The following is a 24,971-nucleotide window of genomic DNA, read 5'->3' on the forward strand; positions in this document are numbered from 1 at the left end:
TATTAACTTTTAAGTGAAAATTCTTTGTAAAGCTTTCCTTTGGTCATTTGCTTAAAAAGTTGGCTACAAAGTTCATGTGCCTTTTCAAGCCAATTCTTAACATCCATAGTTCTAACGTTAACTTCATGACTAGTTATATTAGTTTGAATGGCAATCCCTTCTTCATTTTTTAAATTTTTTCCTCGATTAAAGCTGACATTTAACGTTCCAAGTTCATTTTCAAAAATGAAATTTATAGCAAGCCCCTTTGTTACTGGCTTTTGGCTATAGAATTCCTGACTAACTACTACATTAAGGTTTTCTTTTAAAAAGCTAATGATATCCTCTCTTTCAAAGTCAAAATTAACTAGATCTATGTATTGTAAAACTAATCTTATACTGTGAGATTCTTTAAATGTATATACTTTTTGAAGCTTTCCAATAGCGTCCAAAATCTTCTCTTCGTAGTCTTCCCAAAAATATTTAGAGTCAATTGTATTTATAGTAAGTAATCCAGGCCCTATTTGTACTAGAGGATAATCATTAGCCGCTTTGCGAAATCTGTGTGTCGGGGCATTTAACAGAAACTCTATGGGAAAAGTTTGAAGTGTCTCACGAAATGGGTACTCATCCTTTATAAGTGGGTATAAATCGCCATGTAAATATTGTATTTCCTGAGTCTCTTGTGGCGTAATGGTCCACCTTAGTTCGAAAATTACCTCTATTAATGGCGCTTGTGGTAGTTTGCTCATCTTGTATGAATACGAAATATATGAAAATGTGGCTGAAAAATGGTTAATGCCCTTGTTTTCTGTTCTTTTTTGAAGCTCCTCTCAAAGCACCGGCAAAATAATCAAAGTAAAATAATTTGTTGCGTGAGCGATGAAGGCTTTTGTTTGAGCCCAGCCTTTGCTGCGCTTAGGTTGGCGGGCCGAAAAAGTCTGGCGAGTGCCGACAGCGCGACCCCGCTAGCTTTGTGCGTTGGCTTGCGCGCATCGGGGACACGCCTTGCTTCGCTAAGGCACCGCAGGGCAAGCCAAAAAAATCTTAATGCTTGCTCTAATTCATTTCAAACTGTGCATTGTCGTGCCCTTTCCATCAAATGACGGGCAAATGACGGGTGAAAATGGCAACGGCTGATTCGACCGTGCCCGTTAAACGCGTAACATTGTGCTTCTAAAAAAAAGTTATGCAACAACCGGAACTGGGCAGACGACTGACCGCCTTACGCAAAGAAAAAAACCTGACGCAGGAAGAGTTGGTGGAAAAAAGCCACGTGAGTGTGCGCACTATTCAACGCATTGAGGCGGGTGAAGTATTGCCCCGCACCATTACGGTAAAAATTTTATTGGAAGCACTTGGAGAAAGTTATGATTCATTTTTAACCAAACAAAACCAAATGATGGAAACACAAAAAAGTACTTTACCCACCACCTACCGAAACACACTCTTGATAGCCGTGCTGGCGGGGGCAGTTTATCTGATTTCTGAAATTATTCTCGGCACGATGGATATTGCCTGGTTCACAGACGGCCGCGACTGGGGATTTCGGATGAATGCGATCTACTCCGGCCTTACGATTGTGATGATCGTTTCCTTCGCATTTTTCGCCCGAGGATTTATTGCCTTGAGCACCGTGTTCGAAAACTCACTACTAAAAGTAGCTGCTTACTTGTTTATTATTGTCACGGCAAGCAAGGGAATTTTAGATATCAGTTCGCTTTCAGTTGAAGACCTTGAGAGCATCTGGATTTTTTACACGGCCATCGCAGTAATAATGGGTGCTGTGAGCATTGTATTCGGAATATCCCTCGTTCGACTGCAAGATGGCATGGGCGAACTCGCGCGCAGCGCAGGCATTCTGGAAATTGTAATAGGTTGTTTGCTCGTGACGGTGGTGCTCTTTTTCATTACCTACGTGATCTTGATACCTACCGTGGTAATCGAGATTATCGTGCTCTACCGTGGGTATGAATATCTTTCTAAATCGCCAGAGGCGACAGTTGCATAATTTAGTTTCTCAATCATGATGAAATGCCCACGAGCAATGCTCACCCAGTAGGATGATAATTTAGCTTGGGCATTCCATACCTGAGTGCCGAAATGCCACTGAGGCATGTGACCATTCAAAACAAAATATTAACACATGAAAAGAATACTGCTTTTAATTTTAAGCACCCTCCTGCTTATGCTTCTATGGGCTGGGATTACACTTTTGGGTACCATCAACGGTTGGTTTCATCAACCTATTGCTAAATCAAATACGCCTGCATCTTTTCTTGAGGCTGTTGATGTAGAAGTGAACAAACAATTCGTAGGAAACTTTGCCATGGCAGTAATGAAAGATGGCATCGTTGAATATGAAAAATTTTATTCGGCAGGAAAGGCTGTGGATAGAAATACTTTTTTTCAGGTTGCATCATTGAGCAAGTGGATTTCTGCTGTTGGAATCATGAAGCTGGTTGAAGATGGAAAGCTCGATTTAGATGTACCGGTAAGCAAGTACTTAACGAGATGGCAATTACCGCCCAGTCCGTTCAATAACGAAGAAGTCACCGTGCGGAGATTGTTAAGTCATACGGCAGGACTTACCGACAGGCTTGGTTACTCAGGTTTTAAAAAAGGCACACCGATACAATCTTTAGAAGAATCCTTAACCAAAGCAGCCGATGCTGATGAAGGCATCAGTGGAGAAGTACGTGTCGGTATAAAGCCAGGCGAGTTTAAATATTCCGGTGGTGGCTATACACTTCTGCAACTACTGGTAGAAGAAGTGAGTGGACAATCCTTTGCCTCTTACATGAAAGAAAAAATATTTGTTCCTTTTAACATGACGCACTCTTCGTATTTGTGGAAAGATTCATCTGATGTTGAGCTGGCTGAATTTTACAACAGCGATGCAAGCAAAGCTGATCATTATCGCTACACATCACTTGTCGCTACTTCGCTGTACACTTCTCTCGCAGACTTAGAGTTATTCTGTCAGGCATTTTTGAAAGGGAAAAATAACGAACCCATTGGCAGAAGTGTGCTTTCACCAGAATCGCTTGCCGCCATGCGGAAACCGCACGGTCAATCGATGGGCGTTGACATTTGGGGATTGGGAACAGTACTATTCGCAACAACAGAAGGAAATGATTTCATCATCGGTCACGATGGAAAGAGCACACCACCCATCAATACAGCCGTTCGGTTGAACCCGGAGACTGGTGACGGGATTATTGTTCTTGAAACCGGAAGCCCCGCACTCGCCACAAAATTGGCCAGTGAGTGGGTCTTCTGGAGAACTGGAAAAGTAGATACGTTTCTTTTTCCGATGTTGATTGATGTAATGATTTGGATTATTGGGATAGGGTGGGTTGTGATTATTGCTATTACAATTGTATTGAGTGCACGCTACCAGCCTCAATCAATCTTATCGATTTGACATGACTTGGTATAGCCCATTAGGTTTTGGAATGGTTTTATCTGTCGATTTCTTCAGGTAAACGACAGAAATGATATGAAAGCTTAAACATGAAAAGGTAATAACCAAACCAGTCTAAACAAGCTATCCTGTTCCTGTCAATATCTATTTTTAACGCGTTAAGTTCTTCGTTTGAGACTGAACTTAATTCATCAAAAAAAGCAATATATTCCGTGTTGTTGATAGGTGGAAAATACATGAGATTTGAATACTCCTGATTTTTTAGCCGCTCAACAATAACCTCACAATCTTCAATTCCGTGAAAAGCAAGTCCCTCTTTGAAATCAGTCAACGAAAATAGCTTTGCAATCATTACTTGCTTTGGCAAAGTGCGAGAAGATTGATTTGCCTCATCTATGTCACAACTGTTTGAAAGTATTATCGAATCTAAATACACTTTTTCGGCTTAATGGACATTTATTAGGCTGAAACCCTTGCAAATTATTGAATGCCATAGCTTTAGGTCAAATCAAAGCTATGAATAAAAAAACTGCATTCACTGCGGGTCTAAAATGACCAAAAAGAATGGTAAGGTCAAAGGTATTCAATTGTATAAATGCACTTCTTGCGGTAAGCAATTCTTAGGTGGTGAGCGATTGGATAGCCATTTGCTATGGCAAGAATACACCGAGGGGAAACAGACCTACCAACAGTTGAGCGAACAGTACGGCTGCTCTATCAAGACAATTCAACGAAGGTTGGATAAAGTGAATGTGAAAACACCAGCCCTGGAAAAAGCAGCGGTAGTGGTGTTGATGGACACGACCTATTTCGGACGGGCCTTTGGCGTGATGCTGTTCAAAGATGCCTATAGCGGCAAGAACCTTTATAAACAATACGTGAAGAATGAAACGAACAGTTTGTACGGGGCAGGGCTTTTGTTTTTGAAAGAGAGCGGACTTGACATAAAGGCCATTGTCTGCGATGGAAGGAAAGGGCTGCTCGCCTTAATGCCAACCGTACCCAAGCAAATGTGCCAGTTCCATCAAGTGGCTATCGTTACGCGATACCTCACACGCAAGCCCAAGGTGCAAGCGGCCAAGGAGCTACGTGAACATGCGTTGTTGCTATCTAAAACAGACAAAGAAAGTTTTGAAGGGGCCTGACCGCCTGGCATACAAAGTGGGAACAATTCCTCAATGAACGCAGCAAAGACAAAGCAGGAAAAAATCGGTACACACACCGCAAGCTCCGCAGCGCCTATAGAAGTTTGAAGACCAACTTGCCTTGGCTCTTCACATTTTACGATAATATGGAACTCAACATTCCCAACACCACTAATGCCATTGATGGCCACTTTGCAGATATGAAAAACAAACTACGAAACCATAACGGACTGTCTTTGAACAGGAAAATGAAATTCATTGATGAGTTTTTGAAGGCATGAGGGTTCTCCAAAATATCAACAGGCCACCCTTTGGATGACCTGTCAAAAGACATTTTGTCGAACCGTCAAGGCATCCCTGATAGGTTGCTCTCCAGCAGGGCCTACTTCCGTTTCACCATTGACACAACAAACTTAAGAACATCATACATTGGATGTGCAAATCAACCCAAATCCCAAAAATAAACAGCCTAATAAATGTCCATTAAAGACTATCGTCTAAAAAACAGCCTAATAAATGTCCATTACTCCACTTTTTCAAAGTCCCTTTTCTCCGAATCCCATGATGGAAATCGCAATTCAAAAATCAAATCGCCTTGTAGAAAATAGTTAGGTGAATATGTTAGATAGAAATCTGTATAGAGTTTTGAATCAGAGTTAACTGCAAATTGTTTTAATCCGTCTCGCAGCCTACTCTTTCGCTGCTCTGAAATACTGGGTGGAAAGAGACGTTCAATTAATTCTAAATTAAAACCCATCTTACAATCTTTGAGACAGCGATGTTCGCCTTTTTGTTGCCTTTTTTAAAGCATAATCTAGGGCCAGAACAGCTTTTCCAGAAAGTGGTTTTGAGCTCTTAAACAGCTCCGTTGCCACTTCTAAAATCTCAATTTGGCTCATGTTGACCGAGAAGGGAAATGAATAATAACCTTTTGAGGGATTTAGTAAAATCGAACCGTTTCCTGTTATAGAGTACTGTTTGCCCACGGGAGATAGCACAAAGTATTTGAATGGGTCTGGATAGCTATAGTCTTTCTTTGCTTCCATTTTTTCAATAGTTATAGTGGGATTGCCTTTAATCCGATCAAGATTCAATTCCAAATCACTTATGAACATTTGTTATAGGTCTATTTTATTAAACTTTTAAAATAATCAGATGATATCTGGATAAAGGCATTTCTCGCTGCGCTATGTGCGTCATCTGCTAAGGTGTTCCAAAGAACCTCGTTACTATTGTTGTTGGCTATACAATTGCATTCCAAAATTACTCTTTTATTCAATTTTGGCAATAATCCTGTGTTTAGAACGGTTTTTACAGATAACTGTTTATTTGGAGCGATTGTATAATTGCTCTGAAAGAAATGAGAATTTTCCTCACCTTCACCGAAATCTTTCATGTTTGGAACGAACTTGAAGTAATCTGCTAGAGATCTTCCCGACTCTAAATCAAAGTTATTTATGTAAATCATTTGGGCACTAAGGACTCCATTACCCAATCCTAAACCAAAGTATTCAGCAATATTTGGATCAATTATCTCAGGCTTAAATACGTCCCAGCCGGAATAGTGATTGAGGGAGTGGAAAGAAATGTAGTTATTGCCCATTAAGATTGCATGTTGATCATTAGTGGTTTTAAAAACCATTTGTGTCTCACCATGCTGAATGTTTGATTGGGGTTCTGAGTCGCCTTTGAATTCAAAGTTGAGTTGTACTGGTTTGATTTCTTGTTTTTTATCGAAACCTTTCTGCTTGATTTTATCAAAAAAATAAGAAAAGAAGGTAACATCCCATGGGTTCTTCGATGGATCAAACCTGAATGCACAAACAGCCTCAGTTATTTTATGATTCTTAAACTCCATTTTGAATTAATGACAAACATATCATTTATTACACAAAGTTAAGACGTTTATTGAAGCATATTAAATAAATGTTTACATCTACGTGAGCAATAGAAGCAGATACCCTGCAACTGCGTGGGCACGTGGGCGGGCGCGAGGAGTAGAAGCGGATAGCGCGACCCAGCGATAGCGAGTGCGCGGCAGGGGCACGCCCTTACAACCTTTTCAAGTCCTTTCCGTGTATTAACGAACCATGACCGAAACGACCTTTTTTAAAGCCCGGCTTTACTTTACAGGAATCGTTGCCCTAGCCATCTGGTCATTGCTAACTTGGAATCATTATCATGGAGGTGTGCCAAGCCATCACCTACTGGCGCGCGAAGATTTGCCTTCCTTTTCCAACTGGTGGGGCGGCCTTTTGGTTCCGCTCCTCGCTTGGTTTCTATCGTATCAAGTTCAAAAGAGAATCTATCATGGAGCGGAAAAAAATTCAAAAGAAGTAAATCTACCCGCTTCTGTACTTTACGGATTTTTTGGTGCACTGCTATTTGGAATAGTGATCTCCATTTTTTTCACTTTTGGAAACGAAGATATGCCCTCCTACATGATGATGGGGCTTCTCGCGCTTGCGCTCTCCTTTCCTATTTATCGGGCAGAATGTTTTCTTGGATTTGTGATCAGTATGACTTTTACATTTGGTGGGGTGCTTCCAATTATCATCGGGTCAATCTTAGCTCTATTGGGTGTAGTACTTTATCTGATTGTTCGACCCACAATAGTATTGATCTGGACAAAACTTATATGAATGGTGCACCCACGATAGAGGAAATTTCCAATTTCTGATTATTATTCCAATGGAATCCAACCTGTTTCAATCGGCAATTTTCACAACTTAATCGAACTCGTTTGGAACTTTGGCCAGGATGTGATTTTGAAGAAGAGTCTGAAAACTATAAAGCTGCCATAAATTCTTAGATTGAAATCTGTTACCTTGCCAAAAAGCAAGAAATTTATATTGCATTCATCCATGTAACTATTCGGAAAGAATATGTGAAAGGCGCAACGGAATCACCTGTTGCTTATGTGGAAGGTGTCTATGTTAAGCCAACGTATCAAAGACAAGGAATTGCCAAAAAACTAATTGATCAGGCTGAAGATTGGGCAAAACAAAAAGGCATAACTCAACTTGCCTCAGACAGCAACATCACTAATTTACAAAGCATACATTTTCATAAAAAGATTGGCTTTATAGAAGTTGAACGAATTGTTTGTTATATCAAAAATATTTGATGGGAGTATACCAAACGAAAAAAACTTGGTGAATTTGAAGAACTGGTACTACTTACAGTGCCATGCCCAAACTTAGCATTAGTTACAGGTAACTTTTAATTAAGTTAGGCGTCTGGCACTTGAGGCATATTCTAAAACTTGTTAACAACGAAATCATGGACAACAACATACCACTAGACAAAGCCCAAGTCAACATTCGGATTAAACTGGCTGCCCTATGGGCCGCTGTGATGTTTTTCTATATCTATGGCGATTACTTCTCGCTCTACATACCCGGTTATGCAGGTAAGCTCGTTGCTGGAGACACGCTACTTGACAGTCCCATTAAAGTTTTTGCTGCTTCTGTTTTGATGTCCATTCCTCCACTTGTTATTATGTTAACAGTAATGGCCCGACCTGTCCTAGCACGTTGGGTAAACATTGTTTTCGGCATTGTGTTCACAGCTATTATGGTGCTGATTGCTGTTTCGGCAATCCCGGTTACTCCGGAGATAGCCGCGTATGTATTTTATGCCATTGTAGAGAGCTGTATTACACTCGTAATTGTTCGGCTTGCATGGATGTGGCCACGAGCAATTTGAAAGTAACAACGGTATGATTGTATAAACTTCACAAATGAACTCAAACAAAAAAACAGCTCGAATAGCGGGCGCATTTTACTTGATCCTTGTCCTAACCGGAATCTTTAGTTTACTCTATGTTCCCTCCAAGCTTATTGTGTGGAACGATGCTGCTGTTACCTTTAATAACATTGTAGCCAACGAAACTCTTTTTCGATTAGGTATTGTGGCAGGTATAATCGCCTACATCTCCTTTCTATTTCTGCCATTGGTTTTATACAAGTTGCTAAGCCCGATCCATAAAACAATTGCCATAAGCATGGTAGCATTGGCAGTTGTAAGTGTCCCTATATCACTCATTAACATCAATCACAAACTTGAAGTACTTACGTTCATTAGCGAGGCAAGCTATCTCGATGTATTTCAGGCAGGTGAACTGCACACGCAAGTCATGTTATCGCTTGAGCATTACAACAACGGAATCGAGGCCGTTTCCATCTTCTGGGGATTGTGGTTATTGCCGTTTGGTTACTTGGTCTTCAGGTCTGGTTTTCTTCCAAAATTATTAGGCATCTTATTAATGATGGGTTGCTTTGGTTATTTGATAAATTTTGTTGGCGGGTTTTTATTTCCAGGTTATGCAAGCTTAGGTGTTGCCAGTTTTATTTCTATACCAGGCAGCCTTGGTGAAATAGGAACTTGCCTTTGGTTGGTAATTGTGGGAGCGAAAAGTGGAAAAAACTGAATTTGACGAAGAATGTGGCAGATTATTGCTAAACTAGTCTCCAACCCAAAAAAACTTTTTCTGGTTGACAGCGTAGGTGCATTCATGACGGCATTCTTTTTAGCCGTAGTCTTACCGACCTTCGAAGAATATGTTGGGATGCCGAAAAAAATACTTGTTCCACTTTCCACCATTGCATTGGTCTATGCACTGTATTCCGCTTTGTGTTATTATTTCACCGATCAAAACTGGAGGCTATTTCTTAAAAGCCTTTGTATTGCCAACTTGCTTTATTGCTTTTTAACAACAGGGCTTTTAATTCTCTTCTACTCAAGCCTCACTACTCTTGGCGTTATGTATTTTTTGATCGAAATCGCTTTGATTGGTGTTTTGATAACTATTGAGCGAAAGGCTTTAAAGTATCACGTGGTGTAAGCTGGCTGCTTGTTATACTTATTCCGATATTCAATCGGTGTAAGCCCCGTTATCTTTTTGAAAATCGAGCGGAAAGCTTTGGTATCGGTGTAGCCCACATCAACCATTGCTTCGCTGATGTTTTTGCGGCTTGATTCAAAACTTCTTTTGGCCGCTTCAATCTTCACACGATGAACATACTCCAACACAGAATTGTTGGTGGCCTGCTTAAACCTGCGCTCAAAACTCCGTCTGCCCAAGGCTACCATCTCAGCCAATTCATCGAGCGTGATTTTTTCGTGGATGTTTTTTTCAATGTATTCTTGCGCCTTTATCACCGCTAGGTCTTTGTGGTTCTTCTGCGCTTTGAACATGGCAAAGGTCGTTTGGCTTTGTCTGTCAATGTCAATCGCAAAATATTTGGAGGCGAGAATGGCCGTATCGCGGTCTGTATATTTTTCAATCAAATGCAACAACATGTTCCAGTACGAGTTGGCTCCACCGCTGGAATAGATGCGATGCTCCTCGGTAATGATACTTCCGTCCATCACCTCCACTTCTGGAAACATTTCACGGAACTCGTTTTGAAAACCCCAATGTGTAGAACATTTTTTGCCGTTCAGCAATCCCGTTGAGGCCAACAAAAAAGCTCCCACGCAAAGCGAAGCCACTTCCGCTCCTTTATTATACTGGTTGGTAATCCACGGAATGAGTATTTTGTTTTTTGCAATGGCCGTGGACATATCGCCAAACAGCGCGGGTATAAAAACCAAGTCGGTTTTCTTCACATCCTTCAATTGTTGATCGGTATGTACTGAAAACAACCCTCCATTGAGCTTCACTTCTTTTTTCGCGCCTACCAGTTGCACATTGAACAATGGCTTCTTCCCCGAGGCAATCAAAAACTGATTCACAGCTGTGAACAAATACTGTGGATCGGCTATGGCCTGCGGCACAGACGATTCGGGAACGAGGATGCTTACATTTTTCATCTTTCAAATGTAGTTAGGTCTGCGAAGGTAATGAACGCCTTGTCGTAAAACACCCTTTTATTGTCATTTCCGCACATGCTCACTTGTGGTTCCGTACTGCATCTTCGTATCGTCAATCGGAAGAAAAATATCGGTACCACAAAAATGGCACAAATCAATTCCTATTTGACCTTACGTGGAAATTGTCGCGAGGCAATGACTTTTTATCGCCACTCTTATAAATTCGTTTCCCAACATAAAACCAAATTTTGACCTTGACGATTGTGATCGGGTGTTGAGGGTGGAAGGAGATTTTGTTGCAACGGAAATAATCCGTCTTATCAAGATAAAAGGGCATTCATGTGAAGGATTGAAGTAATAAACATTAACCAAAAAATAAAATGGATAAGCAAAAAATCAACATCGAAGCAACTATCAACGCATCCCTTGCAAAAGTTTGGCAGTATTACACAGAACCCAAACACATAACCCAATGGAACAACGCCTCAGACGATTGGCACACCACGAGAGCAGAAAATGATTTGCATAAAGGAGGAAAGTTTCTCTCGCGCATGGAAGCTAAAGACGGAAGCTTTGGATTTGACTTCACGGGTGTGTACGATGAAGTAAAAGTAAACGAATATATTGCCTATACCATTGACGATGGTCGAAAAGTCGAAATTGATTTTAGTGCGCAAGGCAACCAATGCAAAATAAGGATAGCCTTTGAAGCAGAAACCCAAAACCCGATTGAAATGCAAAGAGAAGGGTGGCAAGCAATATTGGATAATTTTAAAAAATATACTCAATCAAATTAAATCTTAAATACCAAGAACTATGAATTCTATTTACCCCTGCCTCTGGTTTGATGGCAACGCCAAAGCGGCCGCTGAATTTTATTGTTCGGTCTTTGAGAATTCAAAAATTACAGCCGACACGCCCATAGTTGTCAACTTTGAACTGAATGGAAAAAAATTTATGGGCTTAAATGGCGGACCGATGTTTAAATTCAATGAAGCCGTGTCATTTGTTGTCGATTGCGAAACTCAGGAAGAAATCGATTACTACTGGGATAAACTTACGAAAGATGGTCAGGAAAGTCAGTGCGGCTGGCTAAAAGATAAGTTTGGAGTGTCGTGGCAAATTGTTCCAACCATCTTGGGCAAGTTAATGGCCGACCCAAGCAAGACGCAGCGCGTGGTGGCGGCTTTCACGCAGATGAAGAAATTTGATATTGAAAAGTTAGTGACTGCCTAATAACTTTTAATAACCGCGAAGAGCGCAGAGAGCCGCAGAGTTCTATCCTTAATTCCCTTTGCGAACTTTGCGTCCTCTGCGGTGAAAAAATAAAATTATTAACACATGAAAACAGAAATAGCACGAGACATTGACGAATATATTTCGTTTCATCCAGAAAGTGTGCGGATGCAATTGGAGACACTGCGCCAAACAATCCGCAAGGCAGCACCCAAAGCGGAAGAAGTCATCAGCTATCAAATGCCCGCATTCAAATTTTACGGAATGCTTGTGTACTTTGCCGCCTATAAAACGCATATCGGCTTTTACCCAACAGGTTCGGGCATTGCGTCATTCAAAAAAGAACTTGACAAATACGAGACATCAAAAGGCACGGTGCGTTTTCCCATTGATAAACCGCTTCCGCTTGGCTTGATTGGGAAAATGGTGAAGTTTAGAGTAAAGGAAAATTTCGAAAAGAAAACAAAGAAGATATGATAGGAGTGCCTACCAAATTAAAAAATCACTCTTGTTTTCTTATTACCGATCCTACAAACAAAAGTGTATTGGTATGCGGAATGGCAATGTGAATTTCACGCATGCCGTATTCTCGATCGAATGGTGCCCTTACTTTGATGCCCGCTAGTTTATCTTTGATTGCATTCCACACAGCATCTACATTATCAACTTCCAAATAAAATTCCATTTCGCCAATGTGGGTGCCGGCATTCAGCAAGTGAATAGTCAATCCGTCTTTGCTTAAAATGGCGTAGCCCGGTGTATCCGTTCTTTGCGCGAATCCAAGAAGATCTTTAAAAAAAGTAGCCGTCCCCGCAATATTGTAACTGGGGATCATCGGACTAAGGTGCACTGCTTTGTACATATCTATTGCTTGTATTATTTGTATTTGAATTGCTAGCTTAAATTAAACATATAAATGTGGTAGGCGAGCGAAAATCCTCTTTTTATTGGATGTTTCCGTTCGAAATTTTCCACCGTATTTCGTATAACCTACACCCCCATAAACCATGAAATCATCATCTACCTTTTTTGTTGCATTGCTGGTGCTTGCAGCTTGTTCATTTTCAAAGCGCGTAAAAAAGATTTGACCACGGGCTTGAGCACTTCTTACAATTGGTTCTTATTGGAAAGCATTTCATTGGTGGGCGACAGCGACCAATCTATTTTAACTGAAGAGGTGCCCATAGATTCTAAGTTTGCCATCGTATTTGAAGGCATCGCCAACCATCAACTAAAAGACGAAAAGGCTTTTCTTGGACTTTCCCTGTTGGTTACAGATGCAAAAGGAATGTCAATCAGCAAAGAAGCGGATTTGTTTGCGTCCTCTACAGATGGCTATTCAAGCGAAGACGCCTCGGTGCTACGGGCTACTTTCACGGTTGGTAGTCCTATGGAAGCAGGCCAAACTTACCATTGCAAAGTCTTGGTGTTCGATAAAAACAAGGCCGAGTTTGAGATTGTTTCTGAATAGGATTTTACCATGAAGTAGTTTCTTTTACCAATATTAGTTGTACGGTTTTCTTTTTTGCAATTTTATTGTTAACTCGTTTTAACAAAACCGTATTTATATGGAAGCTAGCACACCAATCAAGCAATTTTTGAAATGGGAAAAAGAAGTCCCTAACGATACTTTTCTTCGTCAGCCTGTTCAGGGCGAATGGAAAAAGTGGACTTATCAACAAGCAGGGGAAGAAATTCGAAAATTAGCCACAGGCCTTCAAGCATTGGGGCTGCCACCGCGCAGCAATGTGGCCTTGCTCTCAAAAAATTGCGCGCACTGGGTAATGGCTGATTTAGCCATTATGATGGCAGGTCATATTTCGGTCCCACTTTATGCAACGCTCACAGCCCCTTCCATCCAGCAGATATTAGAACACAGCGAGTCGAAAGCCATCATCATTGGCAAATTGGATGATTACACCAATCAAAAGAACGGCATCCCTGACAACGTTAAGCGAATTGGTGTAGCGTTTTATGGTATACACGAATCACTTTCGTGGGAAAAGATGGTGGACGAAAACAAACCCTTGCAACAAGTAACCGATTGGGACCGCGAGGAGTTGCTTACTATCATGTACACTTCAGGCACTACGGGCAAACCAAAAGGCGTGATGCACACCAGCGGCACATTTGACGATACACTCCGAGCCGCCATCACCGAATTGAACCTGCCCAAACGTCCTCGTGTTTTCTCTTATTTGCCCATGAGCCACATTGCCGAACGCATGGGCATTGAGATGTACGGGTACTATAGCGGGGCTGAATTTTCGTTTGCCGAAACATTGGAGAGCTTCCCTAAAAATCTGGCTGATACCCAGCCCAATACATTCTTTGCAGTGCCGCGCATCTGGGCCAAGTTTCGCGAAAAAATTCTGGAGAAGATGCCACAGAAAAAATTGAGCACACTATTATCGATTCCTATCATTGGTAGCATCGTGAAGAAGAGCATTCGCAAGAAACTGGGGCTAGGTCAAGCCACTCATATCTATTCAGGAGCAGCCCCCATTGCGGTGGATTTGCTTGATTGGTTTGACTCCATTGGTATCGAAATTTTTCAGGCCATTGGCATGACCGAAGATTGCGTGAATTCACATTTTAACCGGCATGGAAAAAATAAAAAAGGAACCGTGGGTATTCCTTTCAAAGGCGTTCAGGTTAAACTTTCGAGCGAAGGCGAACTACGCCTAAAAAGTACGGGCAACATGAAGGGCTATTATAAAGAACCCGAGCTAACCGCTCAAGCATTTGATGAAGAAGGGTTTTTAAAAACAGGTGATAAAGGTGAAATAGACAGAGAAGGATTTCTGACCATTGTTGGCCGGGTGAAAGATCAATTCAAAACCGACAAAGGAAAATATGTTTCACCAGCTCCCATTGAAATGAAATTATTGGCGAACACAGACATTGAACAAGTTTGTGTGGTGGGTATGGGCATTCCTCAACCCATTATGCTCACAGTGCTATCGGCCGCAGGCAAGGCAAAACCAAAAGAAGAATTGATTAAAAGCTTAACTACTTCCATGAATGAAGTGAATGCCAGCTTAGAGCCTTACGAGAAAATGGAAAAAGTAGTCATCATGAAAAGTGATTGGTCGATTGAAAATGGATTGATGACGCCCACCCTGAAAGTGAAGCGTAACGAGGTAGAAAAAATCCACGTCCCTAAATACCCGACTTGGTATCATACCAAAGAGAGTGTGGTGATTTGGGAATGACCGGCCGATGATGAAAAAATTTTGTTTTGTCACTCTATTCGCATTTTTTATAACCTATTCTTTCTCTCAGATTAATGTGGCAAGTATTAACTTGTCTACAGATCAGGTTGCAGACGTTCAGACGCAAGCGATTGGAGACAGTCTCTTCGTAGCGCTGAACTGGTTTGATTCAAGTCCAAATCTGTTTTTAAAAAAAGGTTACTGGGTTGGCACAAGAGGAACAGTATCCGAAATAGATTTTGGTTTTTTGCAAAAAGTTGCTCTTCATGCAATTGAGCAAGCTAAAGATACTATTTACTATTACTATCAAGACTTTGCACTGTCCAAAAAGCGAGAGCCTGAGATAAGAGTGATGCGAAGCACGAGAGAATCAAAGCGAGTCCAACAGACGAATCAATCAATTCCTTTCAAAGGCGCATTAATGGGGATTTTAGGCGATGATGGCCTCAAGGCGATAACCTATGATAAAAAAACACTAACGTTTAAAATTATAGACCTCAAAAACGGGGCGCCAATCAGAATAAAAGAAATTGAATTAGATATTAAGCTTGCGAACTTTTTGAATGAATCAATCACCCTGATTAACAATAAATCATTGACTTCAATTGCTGAAGGGGCTTCGTTAAACAAACTATACTACACTGAAGGAAAATTGATTCTTATTGCAACCAACTTCGAGATGGAAACAAAAGTGCTGAAAATAGATATTGAGACTGGACGAATTTCTACATTTAACGTTCCCATTGTATATCAAAAGAGAGCGACTTGGTACGACAATAATTTATTATCACTATTGTCCGACTAAAATTTTTAAAGGGCGTCCTTTTTAAGGTCACCCTTTATGGTTACGTTTAGTTACCACACTTCACATAGCCATGAATAAAGGTAAAAAATTTGTCGGACAGCCGATTCTTTCTCAAATACTTTCTTGCATATCCACGGATATTATCAAGCAGTCCAGCAAGCAACATCGAAGCAATCGGTATTATAAACGTCTCCCAGTACGAGTTCATCTGGTAAGTCTTTTATACGGTGTTTTCAGTTATTGTAATGGCCTTCGGGAGCTTTGTGAGGGCATATTGGCCTGCGAAGGAAAAGCTGACACATCTTGGTTTCGATCAGGCTCCCGCTCGTAGTACGCTATCCGATGCAAACAACAATCGCAGTTATCTGGTATTTGAAACGATCTACTTCAAATTACTCAAGCAATATCACAGTTTTATCTCGGACAGCCGGTTGAAAGGTCTCAGTATACGTAACTTGAAAATCATAGACAGTACTACCATCCGCTTGTTTAGCGACATTCTACGAGGAGTTGGTCGTAATCCGCTGGATGGTTCACGCAAGAAAGGTGGTATCAAAGTGCATGCCTTGATGGATGCCTTTTCAGGTGTGGCTGAATTTGTAAGAATGACCGAAGCCAAGGTACATGACCGTAAATTCCTCTACCACATTAAGTTACCGGCCAATAGCTTTGTCGTATTTGATAAGGCGTATAACCTGTATCATCAATTTGTAAAGTGGACAAATCAAAAAGTATGGTTCGTAACACGCATGAAAAGCAATGCCGTGTACCATGTCACCAAAGTAATTATCGACAACACTCAAAGGAAAAATGCAAAGGGTGTTCTCAAAGAGCAGTACGTCACAGTGGGCTACAAAACCGCAGAGCAGACCTTGCGATTAAAACTCAGACGGATTACTTTCAAATCCGATGATGGCAAAGTGTTCATCTTCATAACCAACAACTTTACGCTACCCTGTGCGCAAATCGCTTTGATTTACAAGTGTAGATGGATGATTGAGCTCTTGTTCAAACAAATCAAACAAAATTTTCCACTGCGCTACTTCTGGGGTAACAGCGAGAATGCGATTAAAATACAAGTGTATGCAGTGCTCATAGCTCAACTATTAATGGTCGTTATCCGCAAAAAAGCACAGACTAAAAAATCATTTGCCAATATGATTACTGTGATACGGCTACATTTGATGAGTTATGTTGCCTTGTTCGATTTCATCAAAGATACGTATACCGCTTGGCGAAAAAGCAGCGACCCTCCTTTGTTCATCGCGTAAGGCAACTACCCCTAAAAACGAAGCGTCATTTTAAGACCTAATTCCCCTACGGAAATATGACTTTTTAGACTAGTTTAGTCGGACAAGAATGTAAACCTTTAAATCTATAGAAATGAAAAAGTTAAGCGTGCTAATAGTACTTTTCAAATTAGTTCTATCCTCGGTTTCGAGTTCTGTTACGGCTAAATCGTCACTAACAGCAAAAGATGAGGTAGGATTGGTATGCACGGATAGAGATTTTTGGGGTAATGTCTCTAGATGTTGGTTCTGCAATTGAGTGGAGAAAAGCTCATTTAAAATAGTTTTCGGCTAAACAAAAAGTGGAGGAACACAAAAATCCACTTTTTTAAATTAATCTTTGTATGGCTCGTATTTTTTTTCTCTTGGTAGTATTGTTTAATTTTTCTTTCAAATTAATATTCGCTCAAAAAGAAGGGACTGTAACCTATTACTATATCCACAAAAATTTAGGCATGCGCCAGCCAAGTCATTTAAAATTCAAAAATGAAGAGTCGGTGTTGATTCAACGGCAAGATCAACAAGTATGGCCTACACCGGGGGACAGCCGAGCAGAAACCACCAGTCCAAGACGATACAATGATTGGTATTTGAACTCTAAAACAAAAAAAGTCATTAGGCGTGAGATCTTAAAGGACAGCACTATGCTTTTTGCTCATTTTGATGCGCAACCTATGGAATGGGAAATAAAAAATGAGACAAAAACTATTTTAGGCTATAAGGTTCAGAAAGCAACGGCAAAAAGTCACCTGCATTCAGGCAAAGGTGACAATAGAGTATGGCTACGCCATAGCTTGGTTTGCCCTAGATATTCCAATCAGTTCAGGCCCTGATAGATTTTGGGCTCTCCCAGGTCTAATTGTAGAACTAAGTTTTTCTGAACGTACTTTAATTAATATTGCTGAGAAAATAGAGTTCTCATCCGTTGGCGATATTAAGCCAAATAAAGGGATTGAGGTAAAAAAGGAACAGATAGAAGACCCGAAAAAACTTAATAAGAAATGGCTTAAGGATGCCCGAGAACTTTTGAATAATGAAAATTAAGTTGTGCGGAAGATTTGCGCCAGAGGGGGATTTCATGTTCCAATCTGCCAGTGCGAAGATTTTTTCAAATTATTATAAAACCTTACATGCTACATATTTTTTCTAAAAAAGACTTGTACACGGGGGGGGGGGGGAGTATATATTTGTTCTATCAAAATAAATGTTGCGCAACTATTTTTTTTGATGGTGAAACTTAGTAAAAAAAATTTCTAAACCATTAAATCTAAATTCTTATGAAAAAGTTAAGTGTATTATTTGTGGTTGTGGTAATTTGTTCGGCCTTCACCTCAAGTGCAGTGGGGTCAACAACAAAAGAGCTTACCTCTTCCATTCCTGCCGAAGAAGCTTTGTATTGTTCTTTTACACATTTAAAAGAAACTTACACTTGCTGGTTTTGTGACTGTGGTGCTTTGGTTGATAAGGTATTGTATATGAAATAAGATAGCATGCATTTGTTTGCCATTTCATATTTACACCTTCTCCCTCTTTTACCATTTTCTAAGAAGTATCAGATCGAGAAGGTGTAATTTTCAACACTACCAAAATTGATGCAAACTTCTTATTGTGTTTTGAACGGTCATTTCACGATATTAAAAGTTACTACCCTATGAAGTTATTCATTTCTAGCCTCTTATTTTTTCTACTGGTTTGGTCTTACACAAAAGGTCAAAATTCTAAACTAGGAGGGGTTGTCACCTACTCGTATCGCCAAGATGGTCTAAAGTTAAAGAGAGACTATGTTTTGAAATTTAGCTCTAACTCCTCTGTGTATATTTACCGCCAAGAGGAGAGGTCTTTCACCACTTCAGATGGTGTACATGTCAATACGCATAGAGATTTCTCTGACTGGTATATCGATTTAATGAATAAAGAAGTAACGAAAAGGGTAATACTAAAAGACGGGACAAGTTTATTTGCAGTTTACAACGCTGAGCCAATCAAGTGGGAACTGCAAAACGAAACGAAAACAATTTTAGGTCACGTGGCACAAAAGGCAATCGCTAAAACTCACCCCATTAGGACACGTGAAACGCAATATGATTGTGGGGATGCCATTGCTTGGTTTGCTACTGATATTCCCGTTTCAAGTGGGCCAGATGAGTATTGGGGCCTGCCAGGACTTATCTTAGAACTGAGGTTTTCAATTGCTTTTTATTTTATTGCTGAAAAGATAGTTTTTGAACCACAGAAAGACTTTCGACCGAATCAAGGAATTAAAGTTACACTCAATCAGCTTGATGACCCTGAAAAAATCGATAAAAAGTGGTTGAAAAATGCACGTGAGTTATTAAACAAAAATTAAAACCAAATTCTTATGAAAAAAATCAGATTTGCATTATTCCTTTCTCTCTTGCTCGTAACAGTTTTTGGGCTAGAAAGCAATGGAAAAGCACCCATGCCGGAAACTGCACCGGCCATTAGTTGCAAGGTATATGGTGCTGACGGAAGTGAGATCGGATCATGTTGGTTCTGCAATTGTAGAGCCTTTGCAAGTAAACTCTGTGGCTGTCAAATGTAATTCTTAACCACAAGGCGGATTCAATGTAAGAGTCCGTCTTGTCTTTTTGTGTCTTAACTTATTTTGGACGTTATGAGTTACGTTAAGTTTTTTGCTACATTATTATCGATACAGATGCTTTCATTTGAAGGGAAGGCTCAAAAAAATAATATTCAAGGCGCAGTAACCTATACTTACATTATGAAGAATATGGGTGTTAAAGCAGATTATTCATTGCTTTTCACTGAGTTTGGCGGTCTTTACAATTTATACCAAGAAGACAAGACTTTCAAAACCTCAGAGGGATATGAATTTTACCTCCACAAAAGACACCTACAATGGTACCTAAATTTCAAAACAAGAGAAGTTATCCACCAAGAGCGCGTTGGCGATAAAGATGTGTTTGCGGTTTATGCTGCCGATCCAATAGATTGGGAAATCCAAGAAGAAACTGGTACGATCTTAGGATATAAGGTTCAAAAGGCAATTGCTAAAAAACATCATTTTCTAACAGCCAAAAGTACCTTTCCTTATGGCGATGCGGTTGCTTGGTTTGCTGTGGATATACCCGTGCCCATGGGGCCTGAGCGATTTTGGGGGCTACCGGGGCTTATCCTGCAAATAAAATTCACAAATTTTGTAGGTGAATACACAGCAACCCATATTCATTTTCAAAAAGTGGATATTGCCATCCCAAACACAGGCGTGAAGGTCACCAAAGAACAAATTTTGGAAAGAAACAAGATTGACAAGAAATGGCTCAAAAAAGCCAGTGACCTGTTGAACAATGACAACTGAACTTATTGGCACTCAAAAAATCATACTTAATCTTACTCATAGCTCAGTGGCCTATTTTCTGTTTAGGTCAACTGACAATCAAAGGCACGGCAACCGATAGTGTTACAAAGATGCCGGTAGAGTATCTGCTCACGGCCATCTATCATTACAAGTCTGACAAGATAATCACGTATGCCTACACCGATCCACAAGGGAACTATACCTTGGTGCTACCGTATGCTGCGGGCATCTTCACCTTCAAAACACGTAGCTTAGAGTATGCAGACTATGTCCGCGATATTGTGCTGGGCGATGCCGGGCCAAAAGAAATCAACATTTCTTTTGAAGTAGTACCAAAAATCAACGCACTCAAAGAAGTGGTGGTAAAGGCCAAGCCCACGCCCGTGATCGTAAAGAAGGACACCATCATTTACGATGTGGCGCACTACACACAAGTGGGCGACCAAACGCTGGAAGATGTGCTGCGAAAAATGCCGGGCTTTGAAGTGCAAGAAAATGGCGAGCTGAAAATAAACGGCAAACCCATTGCCAAGGTGCTGATAAACGGTGAAGAATTTTTGAAGGGCGGTGCCGCTCTCAGCACCCGCAGCATCAGCCCTGATATGGTTCAAAGCTTGGAGGTGCGGCTAGACGAGAAGGATACTAAAATAAAAGAGAGCCTGCTCAACTCAGATAAAATGGTGGTGCTGGACATAAAACTAAAGGATGATTTTGACAAGTCGCTCTTTGGCAAGGTGCGGATCACTTCTGGTTATCAAAAAGCGTTGAACATGGGCGGATATGCCAATCTTTTTTCTTTGGGCAAAAAACAAAAGTATCACATACTTGGCGAGTTTGATGCCTTCGGCCAACAGACCATTTCGCTCATGCAAATCAGCAATATCGGGCGCGAGGCTTTTCAAAGCATTTTTAACTTGCCTGCTAATTTCAACAGCTTGGCAGAGAACCCCGAGTTCAATAAAGAAGTATATGGGTTTAAAGATTTTACCCAATCGAAACTGGGCATTGCCGGTGTTACTGCGAAATATAACCTTGGCAAACATTTGGAAATGTTTGTGGGCAGCTACAACAGCTACGCCAAAGAAGGAGTAGGAGGCCGAACCACCCAGCGTTTTTTTGAGTCGCCCGAATTTCGATTTACCGACCAAAAAACAAATACCAACTACCTATCTAAAAACAAAATAGATTTTGAATATGATAACGAAAAAATAAAGGCCAACTACAATTTTAATTTAGTGCTCACCAACAAAAATCTTTCTGCTTTCAACCAAAGCTTGGCAGATGGTTTGAATTTTTTGTTGGACAGGGGAAACCAATCTGACGAGTTGTACAACAACTTTTTGTTTGAATATCTGGTGAACAAAAAGATAGCATTTCAAGCCAAATCTTTTTTTGGCGTGAGCAACAAATCGCTTTCTAGCAATTTGAACCACAACCAGCCTTGGTATATTCGCTATATGACCGATGACAATGGCCAGGTAGTGAACAATTTTTATCAGACCATTGACGATAAGAAGAATGAATTGGCAGCCGATGCAAAACTTCAGATGCAAGGGAAGCTGGGATCGTTGCAGGTAGGCCTTCAATATTATGCCGAACAACGAAACATCAACAAAGCGGCATTCAATAATGTGGCTCCAGAAAAAATTGTCATCACCAACTCGTTGTTTAGCGGAAGCACGCCCACGCTGAACTACACCAAGTGGATGCCCTATGCTGAACACCGCATCAGCTTTGGCAAAGTAGGCTTTCATAATAAATTGGGGCTGGCCAATTTGAGTTTTCCTGGGCTAAATTTCTCATACCAAGACCAACGCTTGCTAGAATATGATGGCGGGTTGAAAATCGATTTCAATACAGAGGATAATTTTAGTTTTTCATATTCACAAAAAGTATCAGCTTATCCCTTACTTAACATTGCCGGTGGTTATGACCTGATTGATTTCCAAACTTTTTCCACACCGCAGCTTACTGCACCTAAGCCACAAGTTGAAACTACTCTGCAAATGAATTTTGATAAAATCATCAGCCCGATCAATACCGCTACAGAATTGTTCGCTCTTTACACACAGTCCAAAACATATAACTCTTATGCCTTCAATACCGAGCCTTTCATAGGCATTAACGCTAATCAGCTTTCGGGCAACTACTTGGTTGCAGGTATAAAGATTGCCACCGTATTCAATCGTTTTCCCTTCAACTTGAAAATTGAGCCATCCTACTTAGCCAACGAAAATGACAATCTTACTGACCAAAGCACCCTTTACAAAACCACGGTGCAAAGAAGAATGCTGCAGATTAGGTTGCTTTCAAGTTTTGAAAAGAAATCTTACAACCTCGAGCTAAAAACAAAGTACTCTGATTTCAAATTCAATAGTGACATTACCTCGGCCACAAATCAGTATATGTTTTTGACAGGGATAGTGTATAAACAAACATTGTTTGATAAAAAACTACTTTTGCAAACTTCGCTGCAGCGAGTGGACATTTGGGGCGGGGGCACTGCCGTAAACTTGAACCTAAGTGCTAGGGCGCAATACAATGTAAAATCAATTGTCGCTTTCATTGAAGGTGATAATCTTCTAGACAATCAATACTTCATCCGGCAAAACATTTTGCCGACTTACTTTTCTGAAAGCCAACAATTTTTGTTTGCGAGGTTTTTTAGAGCAGGTGTTGAATATTCATTCAAGTAGATATGACATCACTTTTCAATCGGGCTCAAAGAGTCTTTTGAGAAGTTGGTTACTCCATCCCGTACCCTTTCAAAATCGCCTTTGCCAGCGAAACTTTATGCACTTCATCCGGCCCATCGTAAATTCTGGCCCCGCGCTCGTGCCGATACCAAAAGGAAAGAAGCGTATCATCCGTAATGCCAAGTGCGCCATGGACTTGAATGGCTTTATCCAGCGTTTTCATCAGCACATCTGCCACGAAAAATTTAATGGTTGAGATTTCTTCTTTGGCGGCTTTCGCACCTTCTTTTTCCATTTTGTAAGCCGTGTGCAAAACCATCAGTCGTGCCGCGTTTATATTTGCACGACATTCCGCGATCCACGCCTGCACAATTTGTTGTTGACCAAGAACTTTGTGTTCGCTCAACCTGCGTGTAGCCGCGCGGCTGCACATTAAATCAAATGCCCGTTCACAAATGCCGATCCATCGCATGCAGTGATGAATACGTCCGGGCCCCAATCGCGCTTGTGCCAATGCAAAACCCTGTCCCTCCTGACCGATCAAGTTTTCGATGGGAACTTTGCAATTGGTAAATCGTACTTCCGCGTGACTAAAATAGTCTTCGCCAGCCTCGCCCATGATTGAAATGTTGCGCACCAACTGAAACCCAGGATTTTCCAGTGGCACCAAAACCATGCTGGCTCGCAAATAGGGGTTTGGATTCTGTGCATCCGTCACCGCCATCACAATCGTAAAGTTGGCACCATCAGCTGCGGTGGTAAACCATTTGTGCCCATTGATTACATATTGGTTCCCTTCCCGTTGTGCTGTGGTGGCCATATTCACCGGATTGGAACCGGCAAACTCAGGCTCAGTCATGGCAAAGCAAGAACGAATCTCTCCGTTCATAAGCGGGTGCAAATATTTCTTTTTCAATTCAGCGGAAGCAAACTGATGCATCAGCTCCATGTTGCCTATATCGGGGGCGTTGCAATTAAAAATCAAATGACCTAGGGGAGAAGTGCCTAACACCTCACTCACTTGTGCAAACTCCATTAAATTCAACCCTACGCCACCCTCTTCCGGTGATAAATGGGGTGCAAATAGCTTCCTGGCCTTTGCCTTTTCCCGTAAGACTTTGATTATTGGCAGGGACTGCCGAAACGGTTTGGTGATAATTCCGAGTTCGATCGGGTACACGTCCGTCTTTAAGAAATCTTCGTATTGGGGAAGAAGTACTTTTAGTTTTTCAGTATAGAATAGCTCAGTCATTTTGTAAATTAGAATTTTTCACGCAAAGGCGCAAAGACGCCAGAAAAATTTGGATGTCGTATTCCATTCGAGCAAACTTGGGGGCTCTGGGTTTTGCATTTAGTTACATTCTTCTCCTACGCCATCCATCAACAAATCGCCTGTTTTTTTGCCAATTTTACTTAGATTGCCGATCCAGCAATGAAAAAACTATTCGCAATTGCTTTTGTGTGTCTCTTCTTACTGCATTTTGCGGGAGTATACACCTATTTTGGTGTTCGTTTGATGGCTATTCGGCAAGAGATGAAGCAGCTATTGAAATCTACCCCAGACCATCAGCTAGAATTGATTCGGCTAACAAAATCAGAATATCAAAAATCACTGCATGAAGAGGATGAATTGGAGTTGAACGGTAAAATGTATGACATTGCCCGGGTGGAAGTTAGAGCCGGAATTTACTATATCTATGCGTTGCACGATGAATCCGAAGATAGTCTGCTTAGCTTCCTAGATGAAGTGGTCAAACGCTCCTCCAACGACAAAAAGCCAGTGCCATCCATGGTAGCTCAATTTCTCGCCTTGGTTTTTGTATTGCCTCAATCTTTTGAATTTCTTCATTCGCTTACTCCATCTTTTCTCTTCACTGAATACACAAAGTCATCCAAAGACTTTGACTTGATAATTGACGTTCCGCCACCCCGAGGCTGATCGCACTCTTTCTTTTTTCAAATCGACAATTGATCACGCTGGTTTGGGCATGTCTCAACACCTGGCTGATTAATGTTTCCATT

At 40.9% G+C, this 24,971-nt stretch carries 30 protein-coding genes and 1 pseudogene; 23 read left to right on the top strand and 8 right to left on the bottom strand.

Features of this window, described 5'->3' with window-relative positions:
* Positions 1-2: 2 nt before the first annotated feature.
* Positions 3-731 (bottom strand): TIGR04255 family protein, encoded by a 729-nt coding sequence (locus tag KA713_15755; GenBank protein UXE65905.1) that lies wholly within the window; start codon positions 729-731, stop codon positions 3-5.
* A 437-nt stretch (positions 732-1,168) separates the two neighbouring features.
* On the opposite strand from KA713_15755, the gene KA713_15760 reads away from it, so the two are divergent.
* On the top strand, positions 1,169-1,990 hold the full coding sequence (locus tag KA713_15760; GenBank protein UXE65906.1) for a helix-turn-helix transcriptional regulator: 822 nt from the start codon (positions 1,169-1,171) through the stop codon (positions 1,988-1,990).
* Between the two features lie 177 nt (positions 1,991-2,167).
* Positions 2,168-3,406 carry a beta-lactamase family protein gene (locus tag KA713_15765; protein ID UXE69157.1) on the top strand — a complete coding sequence of 413 codons (1,239 nt, stop codon included), beginning with the start codon at positions 2,168-2,170 and terminating at the stop codon, positions 3,404-3,406.
* Positions 3,407-3,443: 37 nt separating this feature from the next.
* On the opposite strand, the gene KA713_15770 is transcribed toward KA713_15765, so the two are convergent.
* Complete coding sequence (locus tag KA713_15770) at positions 3,444-3,773, bottom strand: hypothetical protein (protein ID UXE65907.1); 330 nt, start codon at positions 3,771-3,773, stop codon at positions 3,444-3,446.
* Positions 3,774-3,957: 184 nt separating this feature from the next.
* Here KA713_15770 and KA713_15775 point away from each other — a divergent pair, with 184 nt between their 5' ends.
* The gene (locus KA713_15775) at positions 3,958-4,551 is read left to right on the top strand and encodes a hypothetical protein (GenBank protein ID UXE65908.1); all 594 of its coding nucleotides are present in this window, start codon (positions 3,958-3,960) and stop codon (positions 4,549-4,551) included.
* A gap of 523 nt (positions 4,552-5,074) precedes the next feature.
* On the opposite strand, the gene KA713_15780 is transcribed toward KA713_15775, so the two are convergent.
* From KA713_15780 to KA713_15790, 3 genes are read right to left on the bottom strand one after another with little or no spacing between them, the layout of a single operon-like run.
* Entirely contained in the window at positions 5,075-5,308 is a 234-nt protein-coding gene (locus tag KA713_15780) for a hypothetical protein (protein ID UXE65909.1), read from the bottom strand.
* Position 5,309: 1 nt separating this feature from the next.
* Positions 5,310-5,666 carry a hypothetical protein gene (locus KA713_15785; protein UXE65910.1) on the bottom strand — a complete coding sequence of 119 codons (357 nt, stop codon included), beginning with the start codon at positions 5,664-5,666 and terminating at the stop codon, positions 5,310-5,312.
* Between the two features lie 11 nt (positions 5,667-5,677).
* Positions 5,678-6,409 (bottom strand): TIGR04255 family protein, encoded by a 732-nt coding sequence (locus KA713_15790; protein UXE65911.1) that lies wholly within the window; start codon positions 6,407-6,409, stop codon positions 5,678-5,680.
* Between the two features lie 232 nt (positions 6,410-6,641).
* Between KA713_15790 and KA713_15795 the strand changes: the two genes are divergently transcribed.
* The 5 genes and pseudogenes from KA713_15795 to KA713_15815 all read left to right on the top strand — a co-directional run bounded on the left by KA713_15795 (position 6,642) and on the right by KA713_15815 (position 9,397).
* Entirely contained in the window at positions 6,642-7,193 is a 552-nt protein-coding gene (locus KA713_15795) for a hypothetical protein (GenBank protein UXE65912.1), read from the top strand.
* 101 nt (positions 7,194-7,294) lie between these two features.
* Positions 7,295-7,678: pseudogene (locus KA713_15800) on the top strand (GNAT family N-acetyltransferase).
* Positions 7,679-7,833: 155 nt separating this feature from the next.
* Positions 7,834-8,259, top strand: coding sequence for a hypothetical protein (locus KA713_15805; GenBank protein ID UXE65913.1), 426 nt, complete (start codon positions 7,834-7,836; stop codon positions 8,257-8,259).
* Positions 8,260-8,293: 34 nt separating this feature from the next.
* Positions 8,294-8,983 carry a DUF4386 domain-containing protein gene (locus KA713_15810; protein ID UXE65914.1) on the top strand — a complete coding sequence of 230 codons (690 nt, stop codon included), beginning with the start codon at positions 8,294-8,296 and terminating at the stop codon, positions 8,981-8,983.
* 12 nt (positions 8,984-8,995) lie between these two features.
* Positions 8,996-9,397 (top strand): hypothetical protein, encoded by a 402-nt coding sequence (locus KA713_15815; protein UXE65915.1) that lies wholly within the window; start codon positions 8,996-8,998, stop codon positions 9,395-9,397.
* Here the strand turns inward: KA713_15815 and KA713_15820 are convergent.
* Positions 9,385-10,368 carry a helix-turn-helix domain-containing protein gene (locus KA713_15820; protein ID UXE65916.1) on the bottom strand — a complete coding sequence of 328 codons (984 nt, stop codon included), beginning with the start codon at positions 10,366-10,368 and terminating at the stop codon, positions 9,385-9,387. The two genes, KA713_15815 and KA713_15820, sit on opposite strands and share 13 nt — an antisense overlap.
* Positions 10,369-10,748: 380 nt before the next feature.
* Between KA713_15820 and KA713_15825 the strand changes: the two genes are divergently transcribed.
* From KA713_15825 to KA713_15835, 3 genes are all read left to right on the top strand, one after another.
* Positions 10,749-11,165 (top strand): SRPBCC family protein, encoded by a 417-nt coding sequence (locus KA713_15825; GenBank protein ID UXE65917.1) that lies wholly within the window; start codon positions 10,749-10,751, stop codon positions 11,163-11,165.
* 19 nt (positions 11,166-11,184) lie between these two features.
* Complete coding sequence (locus tag KA713_15830; GenBank protein UXE65918.1) at positions 11,185-11,604, top strand: VOC family protein; 420 nt, start codon at positions 11,185-11,187, stop codon at positions 11,602-11,604.
* 105 nt (positions 11,605-11,709) lie between these two features.
* Positions 11,710-12,081: a DUF1801 domain-containing protein gene (locus KA713_15835; protein ID UXE65919.1), complete on the top strand. Its 372-nt coding sequence runs from the start codon at positions 11,710-11,712 to the stop codon at positions 12,079-12,081.
* Between the two features lie 25 nt (positions 12,082-12,106).
* On the opposite strand, the gene KA713_15840 is transcribed toward KA713_15835, so the two are convergent.
* The gene (locus KA713_15840; protein UXE65920.1) at positions 12,107-12,466 is read right to left on the bottom strand and encodes a hypothetical protein; all 360 of its coding nucleotides are present in this window, start codon (positions 12,464-12,466) and stop codon (positions 12,107-12,109) included.
* A 192-nt stretch (positions 12,467-12,658) separates the two neighbouring features.
* On the opposite strand from KA713_15840, the gene KA713_15845 reads away from it, so the two are divergent.
* The 11 genes from KA713_15845 (at position 12,659) to KA713_15895 (ending at position 22,949) form a co-directional block, all read left to right on the top strand.
* Positions 12,659-13,075 carry a hypothetical protein gene (locus KA713_15845; GenBank protein UXE65921.1) on the top strand — a complete coding sequence of 139 codons (417 nt, stop codon included), beginning with the start codon at positions 12,659-12,661 and terminating at the stop codon, positions 13,073-13,075.
* 97 nt (positions 13,076-13,172) lie between these two features.
* The gene (locus KA713_15850) at positions 13,173-14,819 is read left to right on the top strand and encodes an AMP-binding protein (GenBank protein ID UXE65922.1); all 1,647 of its coding nucleotides are present in this window, start codon (positions 13,173-13,175) and stop codon (positions 14,817-14,819) included.
* A gap of 76 nt (positions 14,820-14,895) precedes the next feature.
* Positions 14,896-15,624 (top strand): hypothetical protein, encoded by a 729-nt coding sequence (locus KA713_15855; GenBank protein UXE65923.1) that lies wholly within the window; start codon positions 14,896-14,898, stop codon positions 15,622-15,624.
* A gap of 70 nt (positions 15,625-15,694) precedes the next feature.
* Positions 15,695-15,955 (top strand): DUF4372 domain-containing protein, encoded by a 261-nt coding sequence (locus KA713_15860; protein ID UXE65924.1) that lies wholly within the window; start codon positions 15,695-15,697, stop codon positions 15,953-15,955.
* Positions 15,888-16,895: an IS4 family transposase gene (locus tag KA713_15865; GenBank protein UXE65925.1), complete on the top strand. Its 1,008-nt coding sequence runs from the start codon at positions 15,888-15,890 to the stop codon at positions 16,893-16,895. The genes KA713_15860 and KA713_15865 overlap by 68 nt, the downstream gene beginning before the upstream one ends.
* 783 nt (positions 16,896-17,678) lie before the next feature.
* Entirely contained in the window at positions 17,679-17,957 is a 279-nt protein-coding gene (locus KA713_15870) for a GLPGLI family protein (protein UXE65926.1), read from the top strand.
* A 233-nt stretch (positions 17,958-18,190) separates the two neighbouring features.
* A complete protein-coding gene (locus tag KA713_15875) occupies positions 18,191-18,397 on the top strand; it encodes a hypothetical protein (GenBank protein ID UXE65927.1) in 207 nt (68 codons plus the stop codon).
* A gap of 302 nt (positions 18,398-18,699) precedes the next feature.
* A complete protein-coding gene (locus tag KA713_15880) occupies positions 18,700-19,260 on the top strand; it encodes a GLPGLI family protein (protein ID UXE65928.1) in 561 nt (186 codons plus the stop codon).
* 12 nt (positions 19,261-19,272) lie between these two features.
* Positions 19,273-19,476, top strand: coding sequence for a hypothetical protein (locus tag KA713_15885; protein UXE65929.1), 204 nt, complete (start codon positions 19,273-19,275; stop codon positions 19,474-19,476).
* 72 nt (positions 19,477-19,548) lie between these two features.
* Positions 19,549-20,253 carry a GLPGLI family protein gene (locus KA713_15890; protein UXE65930.1) on the top strand — a complete coding sequence of 235 codons (705 nt, stop codon included), beginning with the start codon at positions 19,549-19,551 and terminating at the stop codon, positions 20,251-20,253.
* A gap of 5 nt (positions 20,254-20,258) precedes the next feature.
* Positions 20,259-22,949 carry a TonB-dependent receptor gene (locus KA713_15895; GenBank protein ID UXE65931.1) on the top strand — a complete coding sequence of 897 codons (2,691 nt, stop codon included), beginning with the start codon at positions 20,259-20,261 and terminating at the stop codon, positions 22,947-22,949.
* A 49-nt stretch (positions 22,950-22,998) separates the two neighbouring features.
* Here the strand turns inward: KA713_15895 and KA713_15900 are convergent, their stop codons facing one another.
* The gene (locus tag KA713_15900; GenBank protein UXE65932.1) at positions 22,999-24,201 is read right to left on the bottom strand and encodes an acyl-CoA dehydrogenase family protein; all 1,203 of its coding nucleotides are present in this window, start codon (positions 24,199-24,201) and stop codon (positions 22,999-23,001) included.
* A gap of 180 nt (positions 24,202-24,381) precedes the next feature.
* Here KA713_15900 and KA713_15905 point away from each other — a divergent pair, with 180 nt between their 5' ends.
* Positions 24,382-24,888 (top strand): hypothetical protein, encoded by a 507-nt coding sequence (locus tag KA713_15905; protein ID UXE65933.1) that lies wholly within the window; start codon positions 24,382-24,384, stop codon positions 24,886-24,888.
* The last annotated feature ends 83 nt before the right edge of the window (positions 24,889-24,971 follow it).

The organism is Chryseotalea sp. WA131a, assembly GCA_025370075.1.
In the GTDB taxonomy this organism is placed as follows: domain Bacteria; phylum Bacteroidota; class Bacteroidia; order Cytophagales; family Cyclobacteriaceae; genus ELB16-189.